The following is a 21,510-nucleotide window of genomic DNA, read 5'->3' as shown; positions in this document are numbered from 1 at the left end:
CTCTCGAATGGTGAGAGCGCGGCCTTTCCTCATTGCTGGTAAACTTGGTTGGTTAACTTGAATTTATTATTAAGTATTGTCTGACTTTGAATGTGTATCAGATGAGCGGTAGTACGTTAATTCATTCTGTTCCGCCGCATGCTGCTGCTCGTATTCTTCATAATTATATTCTCGGGTCACCGGATACTGTGTTTCCTCTTGATGTAATGCATCTCTTTTTTGTTGGTATCTGACCCAGCTAAATAACAATATCAAACCAACCAGCCCCCAATACCACCTATGTTTCAAAAATGTCCAAATTCCTTCGTCTTCAGCGGTAAAAGGAATTCCTCCCAGCACGAGACTGTTCAGGCCAAGACGTGATGTTTGGTCGGTTTTATCATTATAATCCTCATACCTGTACCCGGGATTCACTTTCAGATGCTGAAGGACTGTTTTTTCAAAAGCAGAACGACTTTGCTCCAAATTCGCTTTTTCGGTTACAAGAATCGCCGTGATATAGCCCTCGCGTGTTAAAAGATTAACATTATAATTGACCAAGGCTTGTTCGTAACTGTCTTTGAATCCAAGTGCATAAATCAGTTGATGACTGGAAGCATTATAATCAGGTATAACCTCCCACCCCGTTACATGAAGCTCATTTCCTTCTGTTGCATTACGGTTATGTTCAACTTCCCAACGCATATAGTTACTTAATAACTCGTGAGCATCCAATTGATTTTCGTCATCGTCATGAATGTGCCCGCTTTGTACGTATTCAAATATGACAGACCATGAACCGTTGGGATCGTTACTGTACATGCTTCCGATCTCATTCCCGTTCGGCTGATTACCAAGTTCCAGCATGGAGCGTTGTGTATCCGTTTTACCTAGAAATGAGTAGTTTGCTGGAAGCACAAGTGAGGCTTTACCATCGAGAGATACGGTATTCGGGCCATCCACCCATTCGTATTCATTAGATGAGGTGATGTTCTCATTTTCAGCGAAGACGGGTAGGCTGCTTGCGGATAGTATAGAATACATTAGAACCCATGCCATTGTGAACCTAAATGAAGCAGATTTGAACCATTTCTTCATTGAACACGATCCTTTCGAAAATGATAATGGCGTTCTTTTATAGATAAGAAACGACTGTAAGACATTATCATAGGTATGTAAGGTAATCAAGATAAATTTGGATAATCAGGACTTATTTGTATTGTTTAAATAACTGGAACAGATTGTGAGCACATGCAAGTTGTGAGGGAAGGCTAAATCTTTTATACTTAATGAGTGACTGCTCTTTGAAGAGGGGGATGAACGTGAAGGGAAAGATTGCCCTCATAACGGGAAGTGCCAAAGGTCTTGGTAAAATGACAGCCCTCAGTCTGGCAGATCAGGGATGTCACATTGCCCTTAATTATGTTCACAGCAAATCAGAAGCTGAGTTGTTGCAAGCGCAGATTACCGCCAAAGGCGTACGCTGCATTGCCGTTCAGGCGGATATATCGAAAGTAGAAGAGATTCATGCGCTCGTTGATACGGTACAAACGCAGCTGGGGCATATTGATATTCTGGTGAATAACGCAGGCCCATTTGTAAGAGAGCGTCGGGTGTTCGCAGATTATTCAGAAGCAGAAGTGCAGATGTTAGTGCAGGGCAACCTGCTCGGGCCGATGATTCTGGATCAGCTTGTTTTGCCAGAAATGCGTCGCAAGCAGTGGGGACGTATTATTCATTTTGGCTTCAGTCACGCGGGTGAAGCAAGATCCTGGCCTCATCGTGCAGTCTATGCTGCTGCCAAGGTAGGTCTGGTTTCATTTACGAAAACTCTTGCCGTGGAAGAAGCGCCTTATGGGATTACGGTGAACATGGTATGTCCCGGAGATATTCGTGGTGCGAACAAAGAGAAAACGATTGATGACATTGCAGGGATAATTGATAAGGAGACGCCGAGAGGGCGGCCTGGCAGTGGAGAAGATATTGCGCGAGTGATCACGTACCTGTGTCTGGATCATTCGGATTTTATAACAGGCAACATTATGGATGTATCTGGAGGGCTTGATCCGATCCGGCCTACAATTTGATTGAATTACAAAAAAGAGCCTCTCGCTTCTTGCGAAGCGAAAGGCTCTCTGAGGTTTATTTCGTGAAGGATTGATTAGAATACTTGTACGACTTCTTGTACACCCTCAACTTCTTCAAGAAGGGCGCGTTCAATCCCGGCTTTTAAGGTAATGGTGGAGCTTGGGCAACTGCCGCAGGCACCGACCAGTTTCAGCTTAATGATGCCGTCCTCCACGTCGACCAGTTCCACGTCACCGCCATCGCGTTGCAGGAACGGACGAAGTTTATCAAGCACATCAGATACCTCATCATACATGGTGCTTTGTGCGTTTTCGCTCATATTGTTCAACTCCTTTCCTCCCTATATTATATTACAAATGACCATAAATTAAAATGGTCAAACAAAGCAGGTGAACTGAAATGAGACCAATTATTGAATTTTGTGCTAACAATATGCATTTTGGCACGGATGAAGTCATGGATCAACTGGATGAAAATCCGGATTATGACGTGATCGAATACGGCTGTCTGACCAATTGCGGTCAATGTTATATGACTCCTTTTGCCTTGGTCAATGGTGAAGTTGTCACCACGGAAAAAGTAGAAGATCTATATAACGCCATTCTAGCCAAAATAGCTGAAGCGGATGCTTGGGACGCGCTGGATCTCGACTAACCTCAATTAACCGAGATGGCGTTTGGACATCCAGAGCACGCCGCTTTTTAAAATACGAGGCACACGTCCCATCATGGACGTTTTGCCCATGAGCCCAAATCCAGCCTTTTTGCCGAGTGCGCCCAGTGTGCCGCGAAGCTTCAGGGGTTGTGGATTGGGCTTTTCGCCTTTCCAGAGGGCATGCTGAATATGAGCGATCTGTTCACCCTGAACCTCCGCAGCCTGACCACTGGGTGCATAAGGTATACTGGCACAGTCACCTACCACGTAAACGTCGGTATACTCCGGAATTTGATAGTACTCGTTTAATACGACACGACCTTGCGGGTCTTTCGTTACATTGAGGTCTTGAACCACTTTTACCGGTTGAATGCCTGCCGTCCATACGACAGCATCGGTCTGGATCTGTTCATCGCGGTTGTAAATTGCGTTTGGTTCCACCCGAGAAATGGCGATATGTCCTCGTGCTTCAACCTGATGTTCTCCAAACCATTCGTGAACATAAGAGGAGAGACGTTGAGGGAATGCGGATAATACACGTTCACCACGATCCAGAATGCTGATATTCAGGTCGGGTCTGCTTTCGCGTAATTCGGCAGCCATTTCAACACCACTGAGGCCACCGCCCACAATGTGAACATGACCATAAGCTTTAACTTCATTCAGACGCAGATACGTCTCGCGTGTTTTGCTGAAGCTTTGAATGGTACAGCTGTATTCTTCGGCACCAGGTGTATTGTGAAAACGATCCGTACAACCTAGTCCAATGACCAGCTTGTCATATTCAAGCGGTTCCTGACCTTCGAATTCAATCTGACGCTGCTCCAGATTAATGGCAGTCACTTCACCGAAACGGTGTGTCACTTTCTCATTTACTGGAAAATGGATACGCAGGTCGTAATCCGATACCGTTCCTGCTGCGAGTGCGTAATATTCAGTCTTTAATCCTTGAAAAGGACTCCGGTCCACCAGTACAATCTGGGTGTCTGCCGGAATTTTGCCTTCCAAAAGTTCCTTGATGATCGTGAGGCCGCCATAGCCGCCTCCAAGAATGACGAAATTTTTCATGACTCGGCTTCCTTTCTGCATCAGTCCCATGTTATGGGGCTGTAACCTGCGGAGCAGCTATGCCTTCACATAGCTGCTCCGTGTGTTGTTTTAGTTTGAAGATAATTTGAATAATCAAGAATGGGAAAATAAAAATTTAAAATATGAGGTCACAGTGAAGCACCACTCAGATAAAACGTCCCCCTGATTGAAGAGAAAGTATCGTTCTTTGATGAGTGATGCTTCTGTTGCTGTAACGTTTGGCCTAGATCGAAGGAAATCGATCAGATCTATTCGTAAACTTGAATTTCGTTGTAGAATGTATCGCGCTCTACAGGAATGCGGCCTGCACCTTTGACAAGCCAGATCAGCTCTTTACGAGTCAAACCTTCAGGTGTCAGTGCGCCTGCAGCGTGACTGATTTTTTCACGGACAATTGTGCCATGCACGTCCGATGCACCGAAGCTCAGCGCAACCTGAGTCAGTTGTGGGCCGATGTTAATGAAATAAGCTTTCACGTGCTGAATGTTATCCAGCATCAAACGACTGATCGCAATCGTTTTGAGGTCTTCATACGCCGAGTTGCGGCGCATAATGCTTGCGGATTTGCTTTTTGGCTGCATGGACAGTGGAATGAACACCATAAATCCGTTGGTTTCGTCTTGAAGTTCACGAATCTGTGCCATGTGGTTCACGCGATCCTCATAGGACTCAATAGAACCATAGAGCATTGTCGTGTGTGTACGCATGCCCAGGTTATGAGCCGTGCGGTGTACTTCGAGATAGCGATCGACATTCGCTTTATCTACACGCATTTTTTTGCGATATTCATCGGACAAAATTTCTGCACCGCCGCCCGTCAAGGACTTCAGGCCAGCTTTTTGCAGCTCTTGCAATACTTCCTTGATGCTCAGGCCGCTGATGCGAGTAAAGAAATCAATCTCTGCCGCAGTGTAAGCTTTCAGCGTAACATCCGGATATTTTTCGTTTAAAGCACGCAGGGAATCGACATAATATTGAAAAGGAACATGGTTGTTATGTCCACCTACGATATGGAACTCACGCACGCCTGGATGAATATGCTGTTCCACATAGTCGATCATTTCCGGACCGGATAACGTATAAGAGCCTTCCTCACCCTGGTCTTTACGGAAATTACAAAATGCGCAGCGAGCTTCGCATACGTTGGTGAAATAAAGGCTCATGTTCTCAATAAAATAGACTTTCTTGCCGTTCTTCCGCAGATTGGCCTCATTGGCCAGCTGGCCCAAAGTCAGCAGATCATCTGTTTGATACAGATATACGCCGTCTTCTACGCTCAGCCTTACGCCGTTCTGCACTTTCTCAACGATTTCAGCCATTCTTTTGTCGGTGAACGGTGTTACCAATGTAGACATGCTGTTTCCTCCTGTTCTTTACCGGAATTCGAGTTGTGGTGTGTTGAACCAATAAACAGAACTACATAGCAAAGATGCGGTCAACTGCCGCCTTCCTGTGAAAGACTAACTCTTATTACCCGGTGCAGCGTGTGCTGCAATCGAAAAGTTTATTTTTTCAAAAGGAGTCAAAGTGACTCTATATGCATTGGGGACTGAGAACCAGTCTCGAAATGTGAAAAAAATTACAACTCCATATATGACCGTCATCCGAATATCTCATGACAAAATATTGACATTTTCAGAGTGACCACCTATCCATTATAAACCTCGTGCCGCAGGGGTTCAATACACTGGGAAGAAAAAGGAGTTTAGGGGGATCGCGGAAGCGGGCAAACATGACTTGAGCCACTTGACGGGGTGGAGTATAATTTAAAGAAGAGTGATGAAAAGGAGAGTGACCTGGCATGATTAATATCAGCGAAACGGCTGCAGACCGATTGAAAGAGATGCTTGCACAGCAAGAGACCCCTGGAATGTTCCTGCGTCTTGGCGTAGCACCGGGCGGTTGTACCGGATTTTCGTACGCCATGGGCTTTGACGATAAAGAGTCCGATGAGGATATATATATGGACATTCATGACATGAAAGTCGTTGTGGAGAAAGAAAATGTGAAATATTTGAATGGGCTCGAAATTGATTTTGAAGAATCCGGCATGTCCGGCGGCTTCACCATTCACAACCCGAACGCGGTAGCCACTTGCGGCTGCGGTTCATCCTTCCGTACACGCGAAGAAGCAGGCGTACCCGATAAAGATTGCTAATCTGCAATACAGTATGGGGTTGAGCGTGTCCAATCATTAAAGCTTTCAAAAAAGATACAACGACAAAGCACATTTTCGGCGAAGAGGTTTCGCTGGAAGTGTGCTTTTTTGTGCTTCGTGTAGTTTGATAAGTACTCTAAGGCAGTCTGAAGTGGGGGCGTTGATTACGTATTTTCGATATTGACAGTTTGTTCCATGTGTAGGTATATTATTTTGTGCAAACGTTTGCAAAAATTAAGCTGATCATCAACGTATATCCCGTTGTTATACCCAATAATCGTTGGTGTATATGAGGTTATTCATTTCCTGAATATGCAAACGTTTGTTCAGAAGGTGTCATCTTGCTTAGATGGCACGGAGATTTTCCATCAGAGAATCGAAGAATCACAGGATTACAGGAGAGAGGAGGCGCCATAGCAGATTCATTTTCTAGTTCAAACAAAAGATTCGTTAGCAAGGTTCTAATGACTTTCAAATGAATTCAAATTCATGGTCCCCACAGGGGCAACAGATAAGGGAGGAAAAACATGAAGCTTGTGCGCAGGCTAGGCGCATTCCTGTTGGCATTATCCATCGTTGTTTCCACACACACCACAGCAGCTTATGCTGAAATCTCCGCTTCCCATGTGTACCATAACCATATGCCGAATTTCTGGGCTTACTACGATACGTCCAAGTATGCTTCCACACCTGTAGGATCACCCATCCGATACACCTATGACGGGCAAGTCATTGAACTGAAAAAGAATCCCCCAGCAGGTTATCCGTATTTTCTGCCTGGTGGTGCACCAATGCCACATGATGATCTGGTCGCTTATTACACGCATCATGCAAAAACCGGAGCCTATCTCAGTTGGCCATGGCAAGTGGCAGGCGATCTCAAAAATAACCATCCAGCCGCCGGCATGCAGGTAACAATGTCAGGCTCCCTCCTAAACAATGTGGACAGCTTTATGTATACCAATAATGTAAACGGTTACAATAACAAAGCTTGGGGTGTTCCCTGGAAGAATGCGTACAACAATCTGAAAACGACCCATGGAGAACGGACGATGGACCTTGTTCATTTTTCCGGGCACCACTCTATGGGGCCACTTGCGGGCAACGAATATTTGCTCAAGGACTTGATATACCAAAATGCAGTCATGGCTCAACCCTTTTTCCTGGGGGACAGCTTCAAATCTTCCAAAGGCTTCTTCCCGACCGAGCTTGGCTTCTCGGAACGCATTATTCCCGTGCTGGATCAACTCGGCATTGAGTGGTCTGTGATTGGCAACAATCACTTTTCGCGTACCCTCAAGGACTATCCGTTGTTGAACGATCCAGGCAAGGATACGATGGTATCTCCACCAAATCGAGCCGATCTGCAAAACACAAGTAGTGTTGGTTCATGGGTGTCTGCACCGATGTTCAATGAAAAACAGGTCGTGTACAACAAATACCCATTCGCTTCTACACCGCACTGGGTGCGGCATGTGAATCCCGAGACCGGGGCTGAGAAGAAAATTGTTGGTATCCCTGTAGCTCAGGCAGAATCATGGGAAGAAGGCTACCAAGGTTCGGTGAAGGCAGAGGCACTCAAACCGTTTGAGGGGCTAGTGGATCAGAAGCAGTTTTTTGTTATTGCGCATGATGGGGATAACTCTTCTGGCCGTGCAGGTTCCGAGGATACTTGGCGCAATGCAGGCAATGTGACTTATGCACAACCCGGGGTAAAAGGAGAGAGCATCAATGAGTACTTGCGTACGAATACGCCAAAAGCCGACGATGTGGTACATGTGCAGGATGGCTCGTGGATCGATACGCGTGACTCCTCTTCCGATCCGACATGGTATCACTGGCGTCTTCCTTTTGGCATCTGGAAAGGACAGTTCGATGCGTTCAACAAGGCTACCGGCCTTAATCTAGAGCCCAAAAAGAATCTGGAAGGGGTTCAGGAAGGCATGACGGTATCCTTTGAATACGGTTATCACTATCTGGAGCGTAACTTTGCCTTGGAACAGGCAGCGCTCAATTATGCAAAGACAGCCGAACAAATGTGGCTGGATGCCAACCCGAATCATTGGAAACCTTCTACAGCACTGGATCGGGAGATCACCTATGAAGGCAATCAGCTGAATCCATGGATGATGGCTTACCCAGTCAAGGGAGATCCGGCAAACAATTATAAGGGCGGGGCGAACCCGGCAGAGCTGAGTTGGTATTTCCTTTTGCCTGCGCTGGATTCCGGTTTTGGGTACTATGATGAAAATGTGGATGACGGTGTGAAGCCGACACTGTCATTTAATCAGTCTCTGTTTTTCTCCAAGCCATATGTTAACGGCCAGCTGGCTAAGGATCGCACAGGCCCATCAGTCTGGTGGCCTCAGCGTTATCCATATAACCCAGGGAGTTCCAATATCAGTAAGGCAGAGGGATGGACGCTTCATTATTTTGACAATACGTTTGGCATCTACACCTACGCTTATGATGTGAGCGGGATTCGTGATATCAAAGTGAAAGTACGGACTCATCGGGATAAACAGGCGGATGAGAAGGATAATACTTTCCGTGTATATGATCCAGCGGCGCTCAAAGCCAAGGGTGTATCCAACATTGATCCTGCAAAAGTGAGCCCTTGGCAGGAATATCCGATGACCAAGCGTGATTTGAAGCCTGACATCAATGGGGTGGCTTGGCAACCAAACAGTACGGATATGTTTAAACGTGTACCGGCTCAAGAAATCGGGGATATGTATTATACCTATTTCAACGATTTCAGGGATCAACTGGTTGACTATTATATCGAGGCTGAAGACGGTAACGGCAATATAACTCGCAGTGAGATTCAGACGGTATATGTAGGTACGGGAAAATACAAAAAGGATGCTTCCGGTAAAATCGTGGAAGACTCAAACGGAACGATTCAGGGCACACACCCGTTCCTGATGGTGGATCAGACGCCGCCTTCCGCTCCAACCGAGGTGAAATCCACGCGTGTAACGGATCGTAGTGTCACTCTTCAATGGACAGCAGCTACGGACAATGTTGGTGTCGATGGATATGATATCTATCGGAATGGCACCAAAGTGGGCAGCTCCCAGACGACAGAGTATACAGATACAGGACTTGAACCTGCCAAAACCTACACGTACAGCATTAAAGCCAGAGATAAGGCCAATAACATATCTGCTGCCAGTCAAACTTTACAAGTGCAGACACTCGTTGCAGATACTGAGCCACCAACAGCACCGACGAACGTTGTGATTAAAGAGTCTACTTCATCCACTGTAACTGTGGAGTGGGCAGCAAGTCAGGATAATTACGGAGTTGCGAGATACGATATCTATCGTGATGGAAGTAAGGTTGGAGAAGCAACCCAGCTGACGTATACCGATTCTTCTCTCGCTCCTGCAACCAATTATGTTTACACCATCAAAGCGGTCGATGCGGTAGGAAATGTCTCGGCAGCCAGTGAGTCAGTCACGGTAAAGACCAAAGAAGGCAATGTGGTCACCATTTATTACAAACAGGGTTACACCAATCCATACATTCATTATCGTCCGACGGGTGGAACCTGGACGACGGCTCCGGGTGTAAAAATGTCGGCAGCTGAAATGCCAGGATACATGAAAATGACAGTGAATGTAGGCACAGCTGCCGGACTTGAAGCGGTTTTCAACAATGGCAGCGGTACGTGGGACAACAACGGTGGAAAGAACTATCAGTTCCCATTAGGGGGGAGCACCTATAATGCAGGGGTCATCACTCAAGGTGCGCCACAAGTAGATACGGCTCCGCCTAGCGTACCCACAAATCTGACAGTCACCTCAAAAGCTTCCGATCGTGTATCCCTTGCTTGGAGTCCGTCAACGGATAATACAGGTGTAACCGGATACGAAGTATTTAGGGATGGCGTCAACATTGGCATAAGCACAACACCTGCGTATACGGATACGGGATTGAACGCTGCAACAGCTCATGCTTACCATGTTGTTGCTTATGATGCGGCGGAGAACAAATCGGGAGAGAGTGCGGAAATCCGTGTGACGACCGATGCTGCACCAAAGAGCAACAGTGTCACGCTCTACTATAAGCAAGGATACGCGCAGCCTAACATTCATTACCGTCCGGCAGGAGGGACTTGGACGACACCACCAGGTGTTCCAATCCCAGCATCAGACTTACCAGGGTATAACAAAATTACAATTGATGTAGGTGCAGCCACCGGACTGGAGGCCGTTTTCAACAACGGAAGCGGTACTTGGGATAACAACGGGGGCCGCAACTATATATTCCCTCTGGGGGTGAGCACTTATCATGCTGGTGTCATCACACCAGGAGCCCCTGCGGGAGCAACGTTTTCAAGTACTGGTGACAGCCCAGGGACATCTTTTCCAGTAGAGTATATTCAGGTCTCTTCTTGGAAAATGGGACGTAAGAGCGCTTAAGTTCATGGGTATGAACAATAAAGAGAGTAAGGGAAGAAGAAAAATTGAAAATGAGGTCAAGGTATTTCAATAAATACGTGATGTGTATTTGCCCCAATAAAAGATGTTCTTAAAACGGACGGAATGGTGTGGAAGTCTGGAAATAAAGAAGCTTTGTTTATTGATGAACAAGGCTTCTTACTATGGCATTAAGGATATTGGCGGGAGGATATTCATCTGTTTATTTTTAGTACCATGATCAATTTTAGCCTTTGTTATCTGATGAGCTTCATTCCAGCTCCACATATTTCGTGGTTGTATGGTTAAAAGAAAAAGAAAACGTATTGACAAGATAAGTTGTAACATTTATAGTTACATTATGAGTTGGGAAAACAACCTTAACATAATAGTAAACAAACCGAGATCGAAGGAGAGATTGACGATGAAAATTGCAATTATTGGTGCAACAGGTAAAGCGGGAAGTATTATTTTGAAAGAAGCGGCAGACCGCGGGCACGAAGTAACAGCGATTGTGCGTAATGCATCTAAATTAGAAGACAAAAGTCTGAATGTATTGGAGAAAGATGTATTTGATCTGACTCCTTCAGATGTACAAGCCTTTGATGTGGTTGTGAATGCGTTTGGAGCGCCAGCGGGCAAAGAAAACCTGCATGTAGAAGTAGGACAAGCTCTTATACACATTTTGAAAGATGCTCCAAACACTCGTCTGATTGTTGTCGGTGGTGCAGGAAGCTTGTTCACGGACGAGTCCAAAACATTGCGTGTTGTCGATTCCCCAGGATTCCCTGATGCATACAAAGCAACAGCTACTAACCAAGGTAAGAACCTTGAAGACCTGCAAGCCTCTTCGGGTATTCAATGGACATTCCTTAGCCCGGCTGGATTCTTCAATCCGGAAGGCGTACGTACTGGAAAATACCAGTCTGGCAACGATGTGATTTTGGTAAACAGTGAAGGAAACAGCTACATCAGCTATGCCGATTACGCGATTGCGCTTGTGGATGAGATTGAGAACCCGCAGCATAAAAATGAACGCTTTACTGTAGTTGGCGAAGCAAAGTAATAATTGCATATGCTTGTAGGATAAACTAAAAACAAACGGACACTAAGCTTGGATAAGCGAGTGTCCGTTTTTGTTGATATACATTTATGATCTATTATACGCTATCTATTGTCGGGCTCATTATTGACGCTTTGGCATCTTGCTCTCATCCATGTACAGCAGATTCCAGCGATGACCATCTAGATCCGCAAACCCTGCACCGTACATCCAACCGTCTGTTTCTCCTGGCTTGCCAAAGATGCTTCCTCCGGCACGCTCTACATTTTGAATAAAGGAGTCGACTGCTTCTCTGCTCTCGGCACTAATGGAAATGATAATCTCTGCACTATGTGAAGTATCCGCAACAGAGGTGCCAGTGAATTTCTCAAAAGTTGCGTGCGGAAAAAGCATAATCTTCGTTTGGCCAATGGAGATCATGGCTCTTTCGCTGCCAACGTTCATAGCTTGGAATCCTAAGGTATCAAAAAAAGCAGTTGCTCTCTCAACATCTTTGACCGGCAAGTTAAACCAGATATCTTGTGACATCGTCATAGCCCCCATAGAGAAAGATTTTATCTTATTATACGCTATTATGAAGAGAAGCATCGTACTTCGATGAAGTAGTGTGTTTAGACTGCCATGTATATTGTTACAAAATTGTATTTTTATAAGTATTTCTTTACTTATGTTAGGAACGAGGCGTATAATCCGTTGAGACATCAGAGATTAAATAGAGACACAGACAGAGATCATAAAGAGAGGTATGTTTCATGAATAGCGGATTAATTAATGCCATTATTGCGTATGTCATGTGGGGAATTCTCCCACTTTATTGGAAGCTGTTTAACAACGTTCCGGCTGGCGAAATTTTGTCGCATCGGGTGGTATGGTCATTTGTATTTATGGGGATTTTAGTCGCTATCCAGCGCCGCTGGAGTGATGTAAAACGAATCTGGACCAGCCGCTCAACTTTACTGTCGCTCACGGCTAGTGGATTGTTGATTGCGATCAACTGGCTGATTTTCATCTGGGCTGTGAACAACGGTCATGTGGTGGAGACCAGCCTTGGTTATTATTTGAACCCTTTGCTAAATGTGCTGCTTGCCGTCGTTTTCCTTCATGAGAAACCGAACCGGGGGCAATGGCTGGCCATTGCTATTGCAGCGCTTGCCGTGCTGATTATTACGATCGACTACGGACGTTTCCCGTGGATCTCCATTTCACTGGCTGCATCCTTTGGTTTATATGGTCTGGCGAAGAAAAAGATCAAGCAAGATGCGTCAGTAGGTTTGTTGTCAGAGACCGCGGTTGTCCTGCCTGTTGCATTAGGTTATTGGATTTATCTTGGTATTGTGGGTAAAACAACGGCTTGGACATTGCCAGCGCCAATGTTTTTTGAATTGTTGCTTTCCGGCGTTGTAACCGCGTTGCCGCTACTGTTCTTTGCACGTGCAGCTGCCCGCATGTCGCTGTCCACGCTCGGATTTGTGCAATACATCGGTCCAACGATTATGTTGGTTCTGAGCATATTTGTGTTTAAGGAAACCGTTTCCCCTGTGCTGCTGGTTGGTTTCGCCTTCATTTGGATAGCGCTTGTCGTCTATGCTATTGCTTCCATGCGTGCTGCAAAACTGGCGAAGTCAGTCTAGGAACAGAAAGCGACGTAATATCAGAAAATATGTAATATCATAAAATGGTTGAAAGATTACAATCGATCTAGTCTTCCTGATAATGAGCCTTTCCATCCTTAAGGATGAGGAAGGTTTTTTTTAAACCAAATATACAGTTGTAAGACAACTGGAATGATTCTTTTATTTACAAATTAAGGAACGTATGTTCTAATTATAGGGAATGATTTTGTGCGGCGGTGGAGGTTAGGATTGATGGGGCAGCAGGGCATTGTATTCGTTGTGAGTGTTTCTATTGTAAATAAGGGGAAAGTGCTAATTGTTAAGGAGAACAAAGCATCTGTCCGAAATACCTGGAATTACCCCTCAGGCCGAGTAGAGTACGGAGAAGATATAATGGATGCGGCACATCGAGAAGTGAGAGAAGAAACGGGTTATGATGTTAGACTCACTGCTACAACAGGGATTTACAATTTTATAAGCAGTCTTCAGCAACAGGTCGTTTTATTCCATTTTATCGGTGAGATTATAGGTGGTTCTCTGCAACCGGATGCTATAGAAATTGCAGACGCGAGGTGGATTACACCGGAAGACCTGTCCAAATCGGATGTGCTACAATTGCGCGACCGCGAAGTGATGTTGCAGATTACGGATCATATAATGTCTAAAACTGAGTATCCCTTAATGCTTTTTCACAGCATGCTATAGAAATGGAGAAAGATGTTCATGAAGTCCTCGTATTTAACTCGTGCTTTTTATTATCTGTGGACAACCCAAACAGCAGCCAATGCTGCGGACGTATTGTATATTATGGCCCTTACGGTTATGGTACTGGATCGTACAAATTCGCTCGTGTCTGCGGCACTTTTGCCATTGATCCGCAGTGGGGCTCAGTTGTTGAGTAGTTTAGTCGCACCGCTATTCATTCAACGTTTTAAGTTGTCCAGTCTACTCTTTTTTTCACAAACCGGACAGTTTTTGTTGTTCATCTGTCTGGCAGTGTACATACAGCTTAATAGCGTAGAATCCTCATTAGTACTTGTGTTTTCGCTTATATTTGTGATGTCTTTTCTTGATGGATGGACAACGCCAGCTCGTAATGCGCTAATTCCGCGATTGGTAACTCATGAGCAAGGTTTACTCAAAGCCAATGGACTTATGAGCGTCAGCGATCAAGTTGTTCAATTTGCAGGTTGGGGCCTAAGCGGCGTAATTGTTGCATTAATTGGATCAAGTTCAACCTTGTTACTCACAGCGGTTATTTATGGCTTGGCAGCCGCGTTTACACTTGGCGTCAAGGAGACAACTCATGGAGAGATACCGGAGAAGCGTGCGGATGCATCAGCAGATATTTCTCCTGATCTGGGCAGAGGTAGATGGCATACGTTAACGGAAGGCTGGAAAATGATATGGAAGACACCTCGTCTGCGAGTGCTTACGTTCATGGATATGATTGACATGCTTGGTGGCTCTATCTGGGTAGGCGCCTTCACGTTGACTTTTGTACAAGTGGCACTTGGTCAAGGAGAAGAATGGTGGGGTTTTATCAATGCAGCTTATTTTGCTGGGACCATTGGTGGTGGTTTGCTGGTGCTTGCCCTAGCCAGAATCATTGGACAGCGTTATTTTTCAGTCATGATGATAGGGATGGCAGGGTATGGAATACTAACTGCGGTTTATGCGTTAAACTCACAGCCTTTTGTTGCGTTGATTTTAGTCATGTTGATGGGGCCATTTGCTGAGCTTGCTATGATTAACCGGCGTACTTTGATTCAGAGTAGTGTGTCTAATCGCATGTTGCCCAAGGTTCTATCTGCTCAAGCCTCAATGATGCATCTCGTATTTTGCGTTTCACTGTTAGGTATGGCCTGGCTTGCTGAATACATTGGCATTGTGAATCTCTATTTATTTGCAGCTGCACTGACCATCTTAGCCATTGTGGCGGGTTTGCTGAATTTTAGGGCATTTCAGGAAAAAAATCGTCAAATGATGAATTAGGGGGAGAATAATGATGGTTAATGATGAGTTGCTAGAGGGCAAGCCTGGTCGTTCCGTGCTGCCGGGAAGCGGGATTCGTTTCATATCTCCGTTTCTTTTTTCAGTAATCATTGGGATGATCTATACATGGTTAATCGTGAACGAAACGACAAACCGATATCTTGGCACAATATTGCCAAGTACAAATGGTGCGGATTTACATCAATATCTTCCGGTCATCTTTCCTGCATTTGTATTTTCGTATGTTGTACAGAGAAAACACATGATTCTGATCGAAAATATATCGTTTAGCTGTATTCAAGCGGTTATTGCTATCCTCAGTCTTTTTGCATCTCTTATAGTTGTTATGGTGTTCATGTAATTTCGAACAGAATCATTTGAACCCGCCCTCCGAACGCCCAACCTTGGCTTCCTCCAAGCACCCAGTCTATAAGTATAAGGGTGCAATAACGCTCTTCAACGTCAAAAGGCGCTGTCCCTAAGGGTGAGCGCCTTTCATAATCTTTCCTCTTACTCCCGTGAAAAGCCGAAGCACGTTTTAGAAGCCCTTCTTTAAGGAGCAGCGAGTAGTGGAGGGGCGGGAGCGATTCTGGAGAAGCGGAGCGTTCGCGTTTGTCATCGGATGTTCCCCAATGAAGGGGATTCCAAAACCATCCGAGGACAACCAGCGATCGAAAGAACGCCCCGCCCCCGGAACGACCACCCGCGGCTCCCACCAGATTGTTTCCCTATACTCCCGTGAAAAGCCAAAGCACGTTTTAGAAGCCCTTCCTTGAGGAGCAGCGAGTAGTGGAGGGGCGGGAGCGATTCTGGAGAAGCGGAGCGTTCGCGTTTGTCATCGGATGTTCCCCAATGAAGGGGATTCCAAAACCATCCGAGGACAACCAGCGATCGAAAGAACGCCCCGCCCCCGGAACGACCACCCGCAGCTCCCTCCCGCGCATAAGGCTTCTAACCCCCGTGCTTAGTCAATGAACCCTTCCAGGGTAGCCGTTGGCATCATGTTCGACTGCCAAGCGCCTTTGCCGTATCCACCGTTATAACCTGGAGTAGCTTGTGGCTCCCAATAGAATACACCTTTTCCTTTGCCATTCGGCAAATTGCGGATCTGATTTTTCATCGCTGCGACAAAGCTCTTTCCTGCCGCGGGCTGATTGTTGTCCATGCCAATTTCGGAGATCATAATTTCTTTGCCGTACCGATTAATCATATCTTTTGCATTGTTGACCGTGTTCGTCACTGCTGTATTCCAGCCGGAAGCAGAAGGGTAGAGAGACATTGCAATCATGTCAAAATTGGCCCCATTGTTAATTAGTCCACCGATATTCCAGACAAACAGGGCGTTATCGTCTCCGTTTGCAAGATGAACAATGGTTTTGGTACCGCTGCTTATGGATTTTACAGCATTATGTCCCGTATTCACGAGCCAAGCATAATTTTTCATGTTCACCGAAGCTTTGCCATCATCCCACAACATACCGTTGCTGGTTTCGTTGCCGATCTGTACCCAGTCTGGAGTGACACCTTTGCTCTGCATGGTCGTCATAACGTCACGGGTATAACTCCAGACAACATCCATCAACTGTTGGAAACTATAGTTTTTCCATGCGGCCGGTTTAGTTTGTTTACCTGGGTCTGCCCACGAATCGCTGTAATGCAGTGTCAACATGACACTCATACCTGCATTTTTAGCACGTTGTGCTAGAGCGGCAGCACGGTCTTTATTCATATAACCGTTACCATAATCATTGGAAGGATTAACGAAAACACGGATCCGGACAGAGTTAATCTGGTAATCTTTTTTCAGAATATCAATGATGTCGCGTTGTACTCCGTTTTTATCTTTCCATTTGTACCCTTGAGCTTCCATGCCCGGAACCCAACTGATATCAGCTCCTTTGGCAAAACTCGGTGCGGCGCTGGCGTACTGGCCTGCTGGTAGCAGGATAGAAGTGAATAATAAAACAAAAGCTAGCAGAATGCTTGTTTTGAAACCCCTTACATTTCTAAACATAACAACATGCCTCCTCGGTTATAAGTTGAGATGCATCCTCATTATAGCCTCCCGAAATCAAGCTCCTAAAGGGTCCGTTTCCAATATTTTGGTTGTTTTCTTAACCTCTACATCTTTTTTCACACGTTATATCTGTATGTATTATAAAAAAAGACAAAACAAAAAGCCGTCCGAAGACGGCTCTTCTACCCGTGGCGCTTTTTAAAACATTGATCCGTATCCCGCGCCTCCATTACCATCCCATTTATTTGGAAGTAGTGGATCGGGTAAGGGACACGTTCAACATGTGATTAGAAATGTTGACGCACCTCCTTTCCTTGTGGCAAGAGTATACAACACTCTGTTTCAGAAAGCTAGTCTTTTTTTATATTTACGCAAAATTATTTTTCGGTTTGAAACATCGTCGTTTCCCGTGCATAATGACTCTTCGTTCCATTATCATTGCGAATCCGTACACTGTCATCACTGATCTTCTCCACAATGCCGCGACCGACTTCACAATATACACCTGCGGGATCTTCCTGCCATGCGGTAACTACACATTGGGAAAGGGCAGCGGTGAAAAACTCGATATTTTTTTGTAACGTTCTAGGTTTGTTCGATTTCATGAGATACTCCTTTAACATAACGAAAATTTGGGATAATAACGACAGCCGGTCAAATCACACTGTAGTTCACTTTACCTTGTCTATTGTGCTTTGTAAAGGGATGGAAAAAGTTGCGGTCATGAGTTATCATTTACATAAATTTAACACTGCGTTAACATTCCGATGACGCTTGGAGCCGATTACGAATAGTACAATTATAGTAGAAGTTCGAATAAGAATTAACATGCATCACATTCGGAGGCCATACATGCATAAAGATCTCAAGACAGGAAACTATGTTAATCGTGATTTGAGCTGGGTTGAATTTAACAGACGTGTGCTTCAAGAAGCTCAGGACCCTACGACGCCTATCCTGGAGCGGATGAGGTTCCTCGGTATTGTTGCCAGCAATCTGGATGAGTTTGTCAGTGTCCGAGTTGCAGAGACCAAGGAGAAGATTAAGGCAGGATTCACGCAAAAAGACTTTACGGGTTACACCCCTTCGGGACTATACCGCAGATTGATTAAACGAACCGGGGCTATGGTCGCGGAGCAATATAAAACCTATAGAGAGCTTACTCGCCTTCTCACCAAGAAGGGCGTGCACATTCAGGAATACGTAGACCTTAACGTGACACAACAACGTGCAATGGATCAATATTATCATGACATTATTTTTCCGGTGCTTACACCAATGGCTATTGACCAGAGCCGACCATTTCCACTGGTCCACAACAAGTCGGTGTATCTGTCGGTTATGCTGCAAAAAGAAGATGAGCAGCATGGCGAGCCGTTTATGGCGATCGTGCAGGTGCCTTCCAATCTTCCACGAATCGTGAAGGTTCCCTTACGGGCCAATAGCAAAAAGAAATCTTTCATTCTCATCGAAGACCTGATTAAACACCATATTCATACCTTGTTCAGCGGATATATATCGCTGGCAGTACAAGAATTCCGGGTGACTCGCAACGCGGATCTTTCTATTAATGAAGAGGAAGCGGAAGACTTGCTGGAAGCGATCGAAAAAGAACTGCGCCGTAGACTCCGCGGAGCGCCTGTCAGGCTGGAAGTGTGCAAGGATTTCCGCAGTGACGCCCTGCAGGAACTGCAAGAAGAATTTGAGATACAGGACCCTGTTTTTGAGATTGATGGGCCACTTGATCTTAGTTTCCTGGCTGGATTTGTGGACAGCCTCGAAGGTTTCTCGCATTTAAAATATACTCCGGTAAAGCCCGTATATCCGCCTGAGTTTTTGCCAAGAGAGAGCCATTTTGAGTTGCTTCGCAGACAGGACGTGCTGGTTCATCATCCGTATGAATCCTTTGAACCTGTGACGGACTTTATTTTGGAAGCTTCGGAAGATCCACAGGTTCTGGCAATCAAGATGACACTCTATCGGGTGAATGGGGATTCACGTCTTATTCCGGCACTCGCCCTTGCTGCAGAGAGTGGTAAGCAGGTTACAGTGGTGGTGGAACTCAAAGCCAGATTTGATGAAGAACGCAACATTGCTTGGGCTCGGAAGTTGGAGAAAGCAGGTTGTCACGTTGTCTATGGTCTGGTTGGTCTGAAGACACATGCGAAGATCATCCTCGTTGTACGCCGGGAGCAGCAAGGGTTACGGCGTTACGTTCACGTCGGTACGGGGAACTACAACGAGAGTACCGCGAAAGTGTATACGGATGTAGGGTTATTCACCTCTAACCCGATCATTGGTGAAGATGCGTCTGAATTGTTTAACGAAATTACCGGATATTCGGGTCCCAAGGCGATGCAAGCATTTCGTGTGGCACCGGACGGCATGAAGGACGAACTGTTTGCACTGATTCGGCGGGAGACTGAACATGCGCTGAATGGCAAACGTTCTCGAATTATCGCTAAGATTAACTCTTTATCACATCAGGAAATGATAGACCAATTATATGTAGCTTCGCAGGCGGGGGTGCAGATTGACCTGATTGTCCGCGGTGTATGCTGCTTGCGTCCCGGGGTGGAAGGGTTGAGCGAGAACATTCGCGTCATTAGCATTGTAGACCGTTTTCTGGAGCACTCGCGGTTGTTCTACTTCGAAAATGGAGGGAATCCGGACGTATTCATTTCCAGCGCAGATTGGATGTCACGGAACTTGAATCGGCGGATTGAGCTGATGTGTCCCGTATTTGATCCTTCATTGAAAAAAATGCTGGTGGATATCCTCAATCTGTCATTGAATGACAATGTGAAGGCCAGAGAGCTTATGCCAAACGGCAATTATGTATTTGTAAAAAATGAAAAGCCCCCGCTGAGAAGTCAGACGGAGGCCATGGGTATTATCCCTTGGAAGCCTGCTGAATGGAGTGTTTTAACGTAACTCCCCAGGCTTCCTGCAAATCTTTGACGGCATCTTCCAGGCCGTTCAGTTCCAGTAAAGGCTCGTCTGTACAGGTCAACGTGACCTGCAGCGAGTCTTTTTCTTTTACTGCATGAATAGCAAGAATACTTTCCGCACGATTGATCGCTTCGGATGCACGCAGTAACGAGCCGATGCGGTGAGCATGCTGTGTATCCGAATCTTTCAGAATGTCCTCATGCTTCTGCAGCAGTTGAGGCGTTCTTTTTTTGGGATGATAGTCGGCTGCAATGGCACTTAAAATCGTTTCCCTGTGGGACAGACCGTAGATGCTTGCATTCATAATCCAGTATGCCGAGTGCTGCGTGTACCGGAAATAGTTAATCTGTTTGCCGGCCATATGAAGCATAGAGGATGCGTACAAAATTCGCTCATCAGAGGCATCAGGTGTAGCCTCTTGCAAAGCGGTGTATAGGGTAACCGTATCCTGATGAATCCGGTTCAGACGTTTCGCAGGGATCGGCGGGCCGTAATAAAGGAAATTACGGATGCTATCCTTCAATGCATCGGGTGCGGAAGGCTGACCAGCGGCGAGATAGTCTCTCAGAAGCCCGTCGCGAAGTCCTGCTCCGCTTACCACATAACGATCTCCCTGGATGATGCGGAATATAGTACGCAGGATCAATATGCCCGGTACGATAATGTCAGCCCGATCCTTGGCGAGACCCGGCACTTTTTTGCGTTGAGCGGAAGTAAGGTAGGGCAAGGAAAGGGCGATATTTTCCATTGCTTCCTCTCCAATTTCATAGTGATGCGATACTGGGAGAGAATATTGCGTACGCTTTTGCTCTACTTTTGCGAGTGTACGCATTGTACCGCCCAGTCCAATGAGCGGCAAACCGGGATGTTCCCCAATCCAAGCCTGTCCCTGTAATGCCTCAATAACTTCATTGCAAAGGGATTGTTCATTGGCCTCGGTCCATTGATCCTCGCCTCCATAACGGGCATGTGAATTCACGGCACCGATTGGCAGAGAAACACTGTGCAATCTTTCGCGATTGCGGAATACAGTGATCTCCGTACTGCCGCCCCCGATGTCAACGACAAAACCGTCGGTTAGGTCGATTGACTGTATTACACCCAAGAATCCGTAATAGGCCTCACGATCTCCCGAGACACATTCAATCGTAAGTCCAGTCTCACTTTCCAGCCAGGCAATAATCTGCGCCGCGTTGATTGCATTGCGAATTGCCGCAGTGGCCGCCGCCCGAATCAATTCAGTCTGATAAGCCTCACAGGTGGCTTTAAATTGCCGAAGGACGGTTATGGCAGTGGATAGGGATGATCTTTGGATACTGCCATCCAATTCCACAACACCGCTTAGCCGGGCAGCATATTTGTCTTCATGAATAATGCGGTATGCTCCATCTTCACTCACCTCATAGATCACTAGACGAATGGAGTTTGAGCCAATATCAACAATTCCAAGAGTTTTATTATTTCGTGTCATAAGC

General features: G+C 45.8%; 18 protein-coding genes. 10 read left to right on the top strand and 8 right to left on the bottom strand.

The annotated features are described in order from the left end of the window. Positions 1-69: 69 nt before the first annotated feature. A complete protein-coding gene (locus EC604_RS13750; RefSeq protein ID WP_123064704.1) occupies positions 70-1,077 on the bottom strand; it encodes a DUF2167 domain-containing protein in 1,008 nt (335 codons plus the stop codon). A gap of 224 nt (positions 1,078-1,301) precedes the next feature. Here EC604_RS13750 and EC604_RS13745 point away from each other — a divergent pair, with 224 nt between their 5' ends. Next, positions 1,302-2,066 carry an SDR family oxidoreductase gene (locus EC604_RS13745; RefSeq protein WP_123064703.1) on the top strand — a complete coding sequence of 255 codons (765 nt, stop codon included), beginning with the start codon at positions 1,302-1,304 and terminating at the stop codon, positions 2,064-2,066. A 74-nt stretch (positions 2,067-2,140) separates the two neighbouring features. Here the strand turns inward: EC604_RS13745 and EC604_RS13740 are convergent, their stop codons facing one another. Beyond that, a complete protein-coding gene (locus EC604_RS13740; protein WP_053783253.1) occupies positions 2,141-2,386 on the bottom strand; it encodes a NifU family protein in 246 nt (81 codons plus the stop codon). 80 nt (positions 2,387-2,466) lie between these two features. On the opposite strand from EC604_RS13740, the gene EC604_RS13735 reads away from it, so the two are divergent. Then, positions 2,467-2,721 (top strand): YuzB family protein, encoded by a 255-nt coding sequence (locus EC604_RS13735; RefSeq protein WP_123064702.1) that lies wholly within the window; start codon positions 2,467-2,469, stop codon positions 2,719-2,721. Positions 2,722-2,727: 6 nt separating this feature from the next. Here the strand turns inward: EC604_RS13735 and EC604_RS13730 are convergent, their stop codons facing one another. Further along, entirely contained in the window at positions 2,728-3,789 is a 1,062-nt protein-coding gene (locus EC604_RS13730) for an NAD(P)/FAD-dependent oxidoreductase (RefSeq protein ID WP_123064701.1), read from the bottom strand. Between the two features lie 269 nt (positions 3,790-4,058). Beyond that, positions 4,059-5,165, bottom strand: coding sequence for an aminofutalosine synthase MqnE (gene mqnE / locus EC604_RS13725; RefSeq protein ID WP_111269507.1), 1,107 nt, complete (start codon positions 5,163-5,165; stop codon positions 4,059-4,061). Positions 5,166-5,611: 446 nt separating this feature from the next. On the opposite strand from mqnE, the gene EC604_RS13720 reads away from it, so the two are divergent. The 3 genes from EC604_RS13720 (at position 5,612) to EC604_RS13710 (ending at position 11,461) form a co-directional block, all read left to right on the top strand. Beyond that, on the top strand, positions 5,612-5,968 hold the full coding sequence (locus tag EC604_RS13720; RefSeq protein ID WP_123064700.1) for a HesB/IscA family protein: 357 nt from the start codon (positions 5,612-5,614) through the stop codon (positions 5,966-5,968). Positions 5,969-6,495: 527 nt separating this feature from the next. Further along, the gene (locus tag EC604_RS13715) at positions 6,496-10,398 is read left to right on the top strand and encodes a carbohydrate binding domain-containing protein (protein ID WP_123064699.1); all 3,903 of its coding nucleotides are present in this window, start codon (positions 6,496-6,498) and stop codon (positions 10,396-10,398) included. 421 nt (positions 10,399-10,819) lie between these two features. After that, a complete protein-coding gene (locus EC604_RS13710) occupies positions 10,820-11,461 on the top strand; it encodes an NAD(P)-dependent oxidoreductase (protein WP_123064698.1) in 642 nt (213 codons plus the stop codon). A 120-nt stretch (positions 11,462-11,581) separates the two neighbouring features. On the opposite strand, the gene EC604_RS13705 is transcribed toward EC604_RS13710, so the two are convergent. Beyond that, positions 11,582-11,986, bottom strand: a complete 405-nt coding sequence (locus tag EC604_RS13705; RefSeq protein WP_123064697.1) for a VOC family protein — start codon at positions 11,984-11,986, stop codon at positions 11,582-11,584. Positions 11,987-12,210: 224 nt separating this feature from the next. Between EC604_RS13705 and rarD the strand changes: the two genes are divergently transcribed. From rarD to EC604_RS13685, 4 genes are all read left to right on the top strand, one after another. Next, a complete protein-coding gene (rarD, locus tag EC604_RS13700) occupies positions 12,211-13,089 on the top strand; it encodes an EamA family transporter RarD (protein ID WP_123064696.1) in 879 nt (292 codons plus the stop codon). A 234-nt stretch (positions 13,090-13,323) separates the two neighbouring features. After that, a complete protein-coding gene (locus tag EC604_RS13695) occupies positions 13,324-13,776 on the top strand; it encodes an NUDIX hydrolase (RefSeq protein WP_123064695.1) in 453 nt (150 codons plus the stop codon). Positions 13,777-13,794: 18 nt separating this feature from the next. Next, positions 13,795-15,066: an MFS transporter gene (locus EC604_RS13690; protein WP_123064694.1), complete on the top strand. Its 1,272-nt coding sequence runs from the start codon at positions 13,795-13,797 to the stop codon at positions 15,064-15,066. Between the two features lie 10 nt (positions 15,067-15,076). Continuing rightward, the gene (locus EC604_RS13685; RefSeq protein WP_151458075.1) at positions 15,077-15,427 is read left to right on the top strand and encodes a hypothetical protein; all 351 of its coding nucleotides are present in this window, start codon (positions 15,077-15,079) and stop codon (positions 15,425-15,427) included. A 603-nt stretch (positions 15,428-16,030) separates the two neighbouring features. On the opposite strand, the gene EC604_RS13675 is transcribed toward EC604_RS13685, so the two are convergent. Both EC604_RS13675 and EC604_RS13670 read right to left on the bottom strand, forming a co-directional pair. Further along, complete coding sequence (locus EC604_RS13675; RefSeq protein ID WP_123064691.1) at positions 16,031-17,080, bottom strand: glycoside hydrolase family 53 protein; 1,050 nt, start codon at positions 17,078-17,080, stop codon at positions 16,031-16,033. A 380-nt stretch (positions 17,081-17,460) separates the two neighbouring features. Then, positions 17,461-17,688 carry a hypothetical protein gene (locus EC604_RS13670; protein WP_123064690.1) on the bottom strand — a complete coding sequence of 76 codons (228 nt, stop codon included), beginning with the start codon at positions 17,686-17,688 and terminating at the stop codon, positions 17,461-17,463. Positions 17,689-17,935: 247 nt separating this feature from the next. Between EC604_RS13670 and ppk1 the strand changes: the two genes are divergently transcribed. Then, positions 17,936-20,017: a polyphosphate kinase 1 gene (gene ppk1 / locus EC604_RS13665; RefSeq protein WP_123064689.1), complete on the top strand. Its 2,082-nt coding sequence runs from the start codon at positions 17,936-17,938 to the stop codon at positions 20,015-20,017. On the opposite strand, the gene EC604_RS13660 is transcribed toward ppk1, so the two are convergent. Continuing rightward, a complete protein-coding gene (locus EC604_RS13660; protein ID WP_161556926.1) occupies positions 19,977-21,506 on the bottom strand; it encodes a Ppx/GppA phosphatase family protein in 1,530 nt (509 codons plus the stop codon). The two genes, ppk1 and EC604_RS13660, sit on opposite strands and share 41 nt — an antisense overlap. Between the last annotated feature and the right edge of the window lie 4 nt (positions 21,507-21,510).

The sequence above is a fragment of the Paenibacillus amylolyticus genome (genome assembly GCF_003719335.1).
Classification (GTDB): domain Bacteria; phylum Bacillota; class Bacilli; order Paenibacillales; family Paenibacillaceae; genus Paenibacillus; species Paenibacillus amylolyticus_D.
This window is presented reverse-complemented; position numbering and strand designations above follow the sequence as displayed.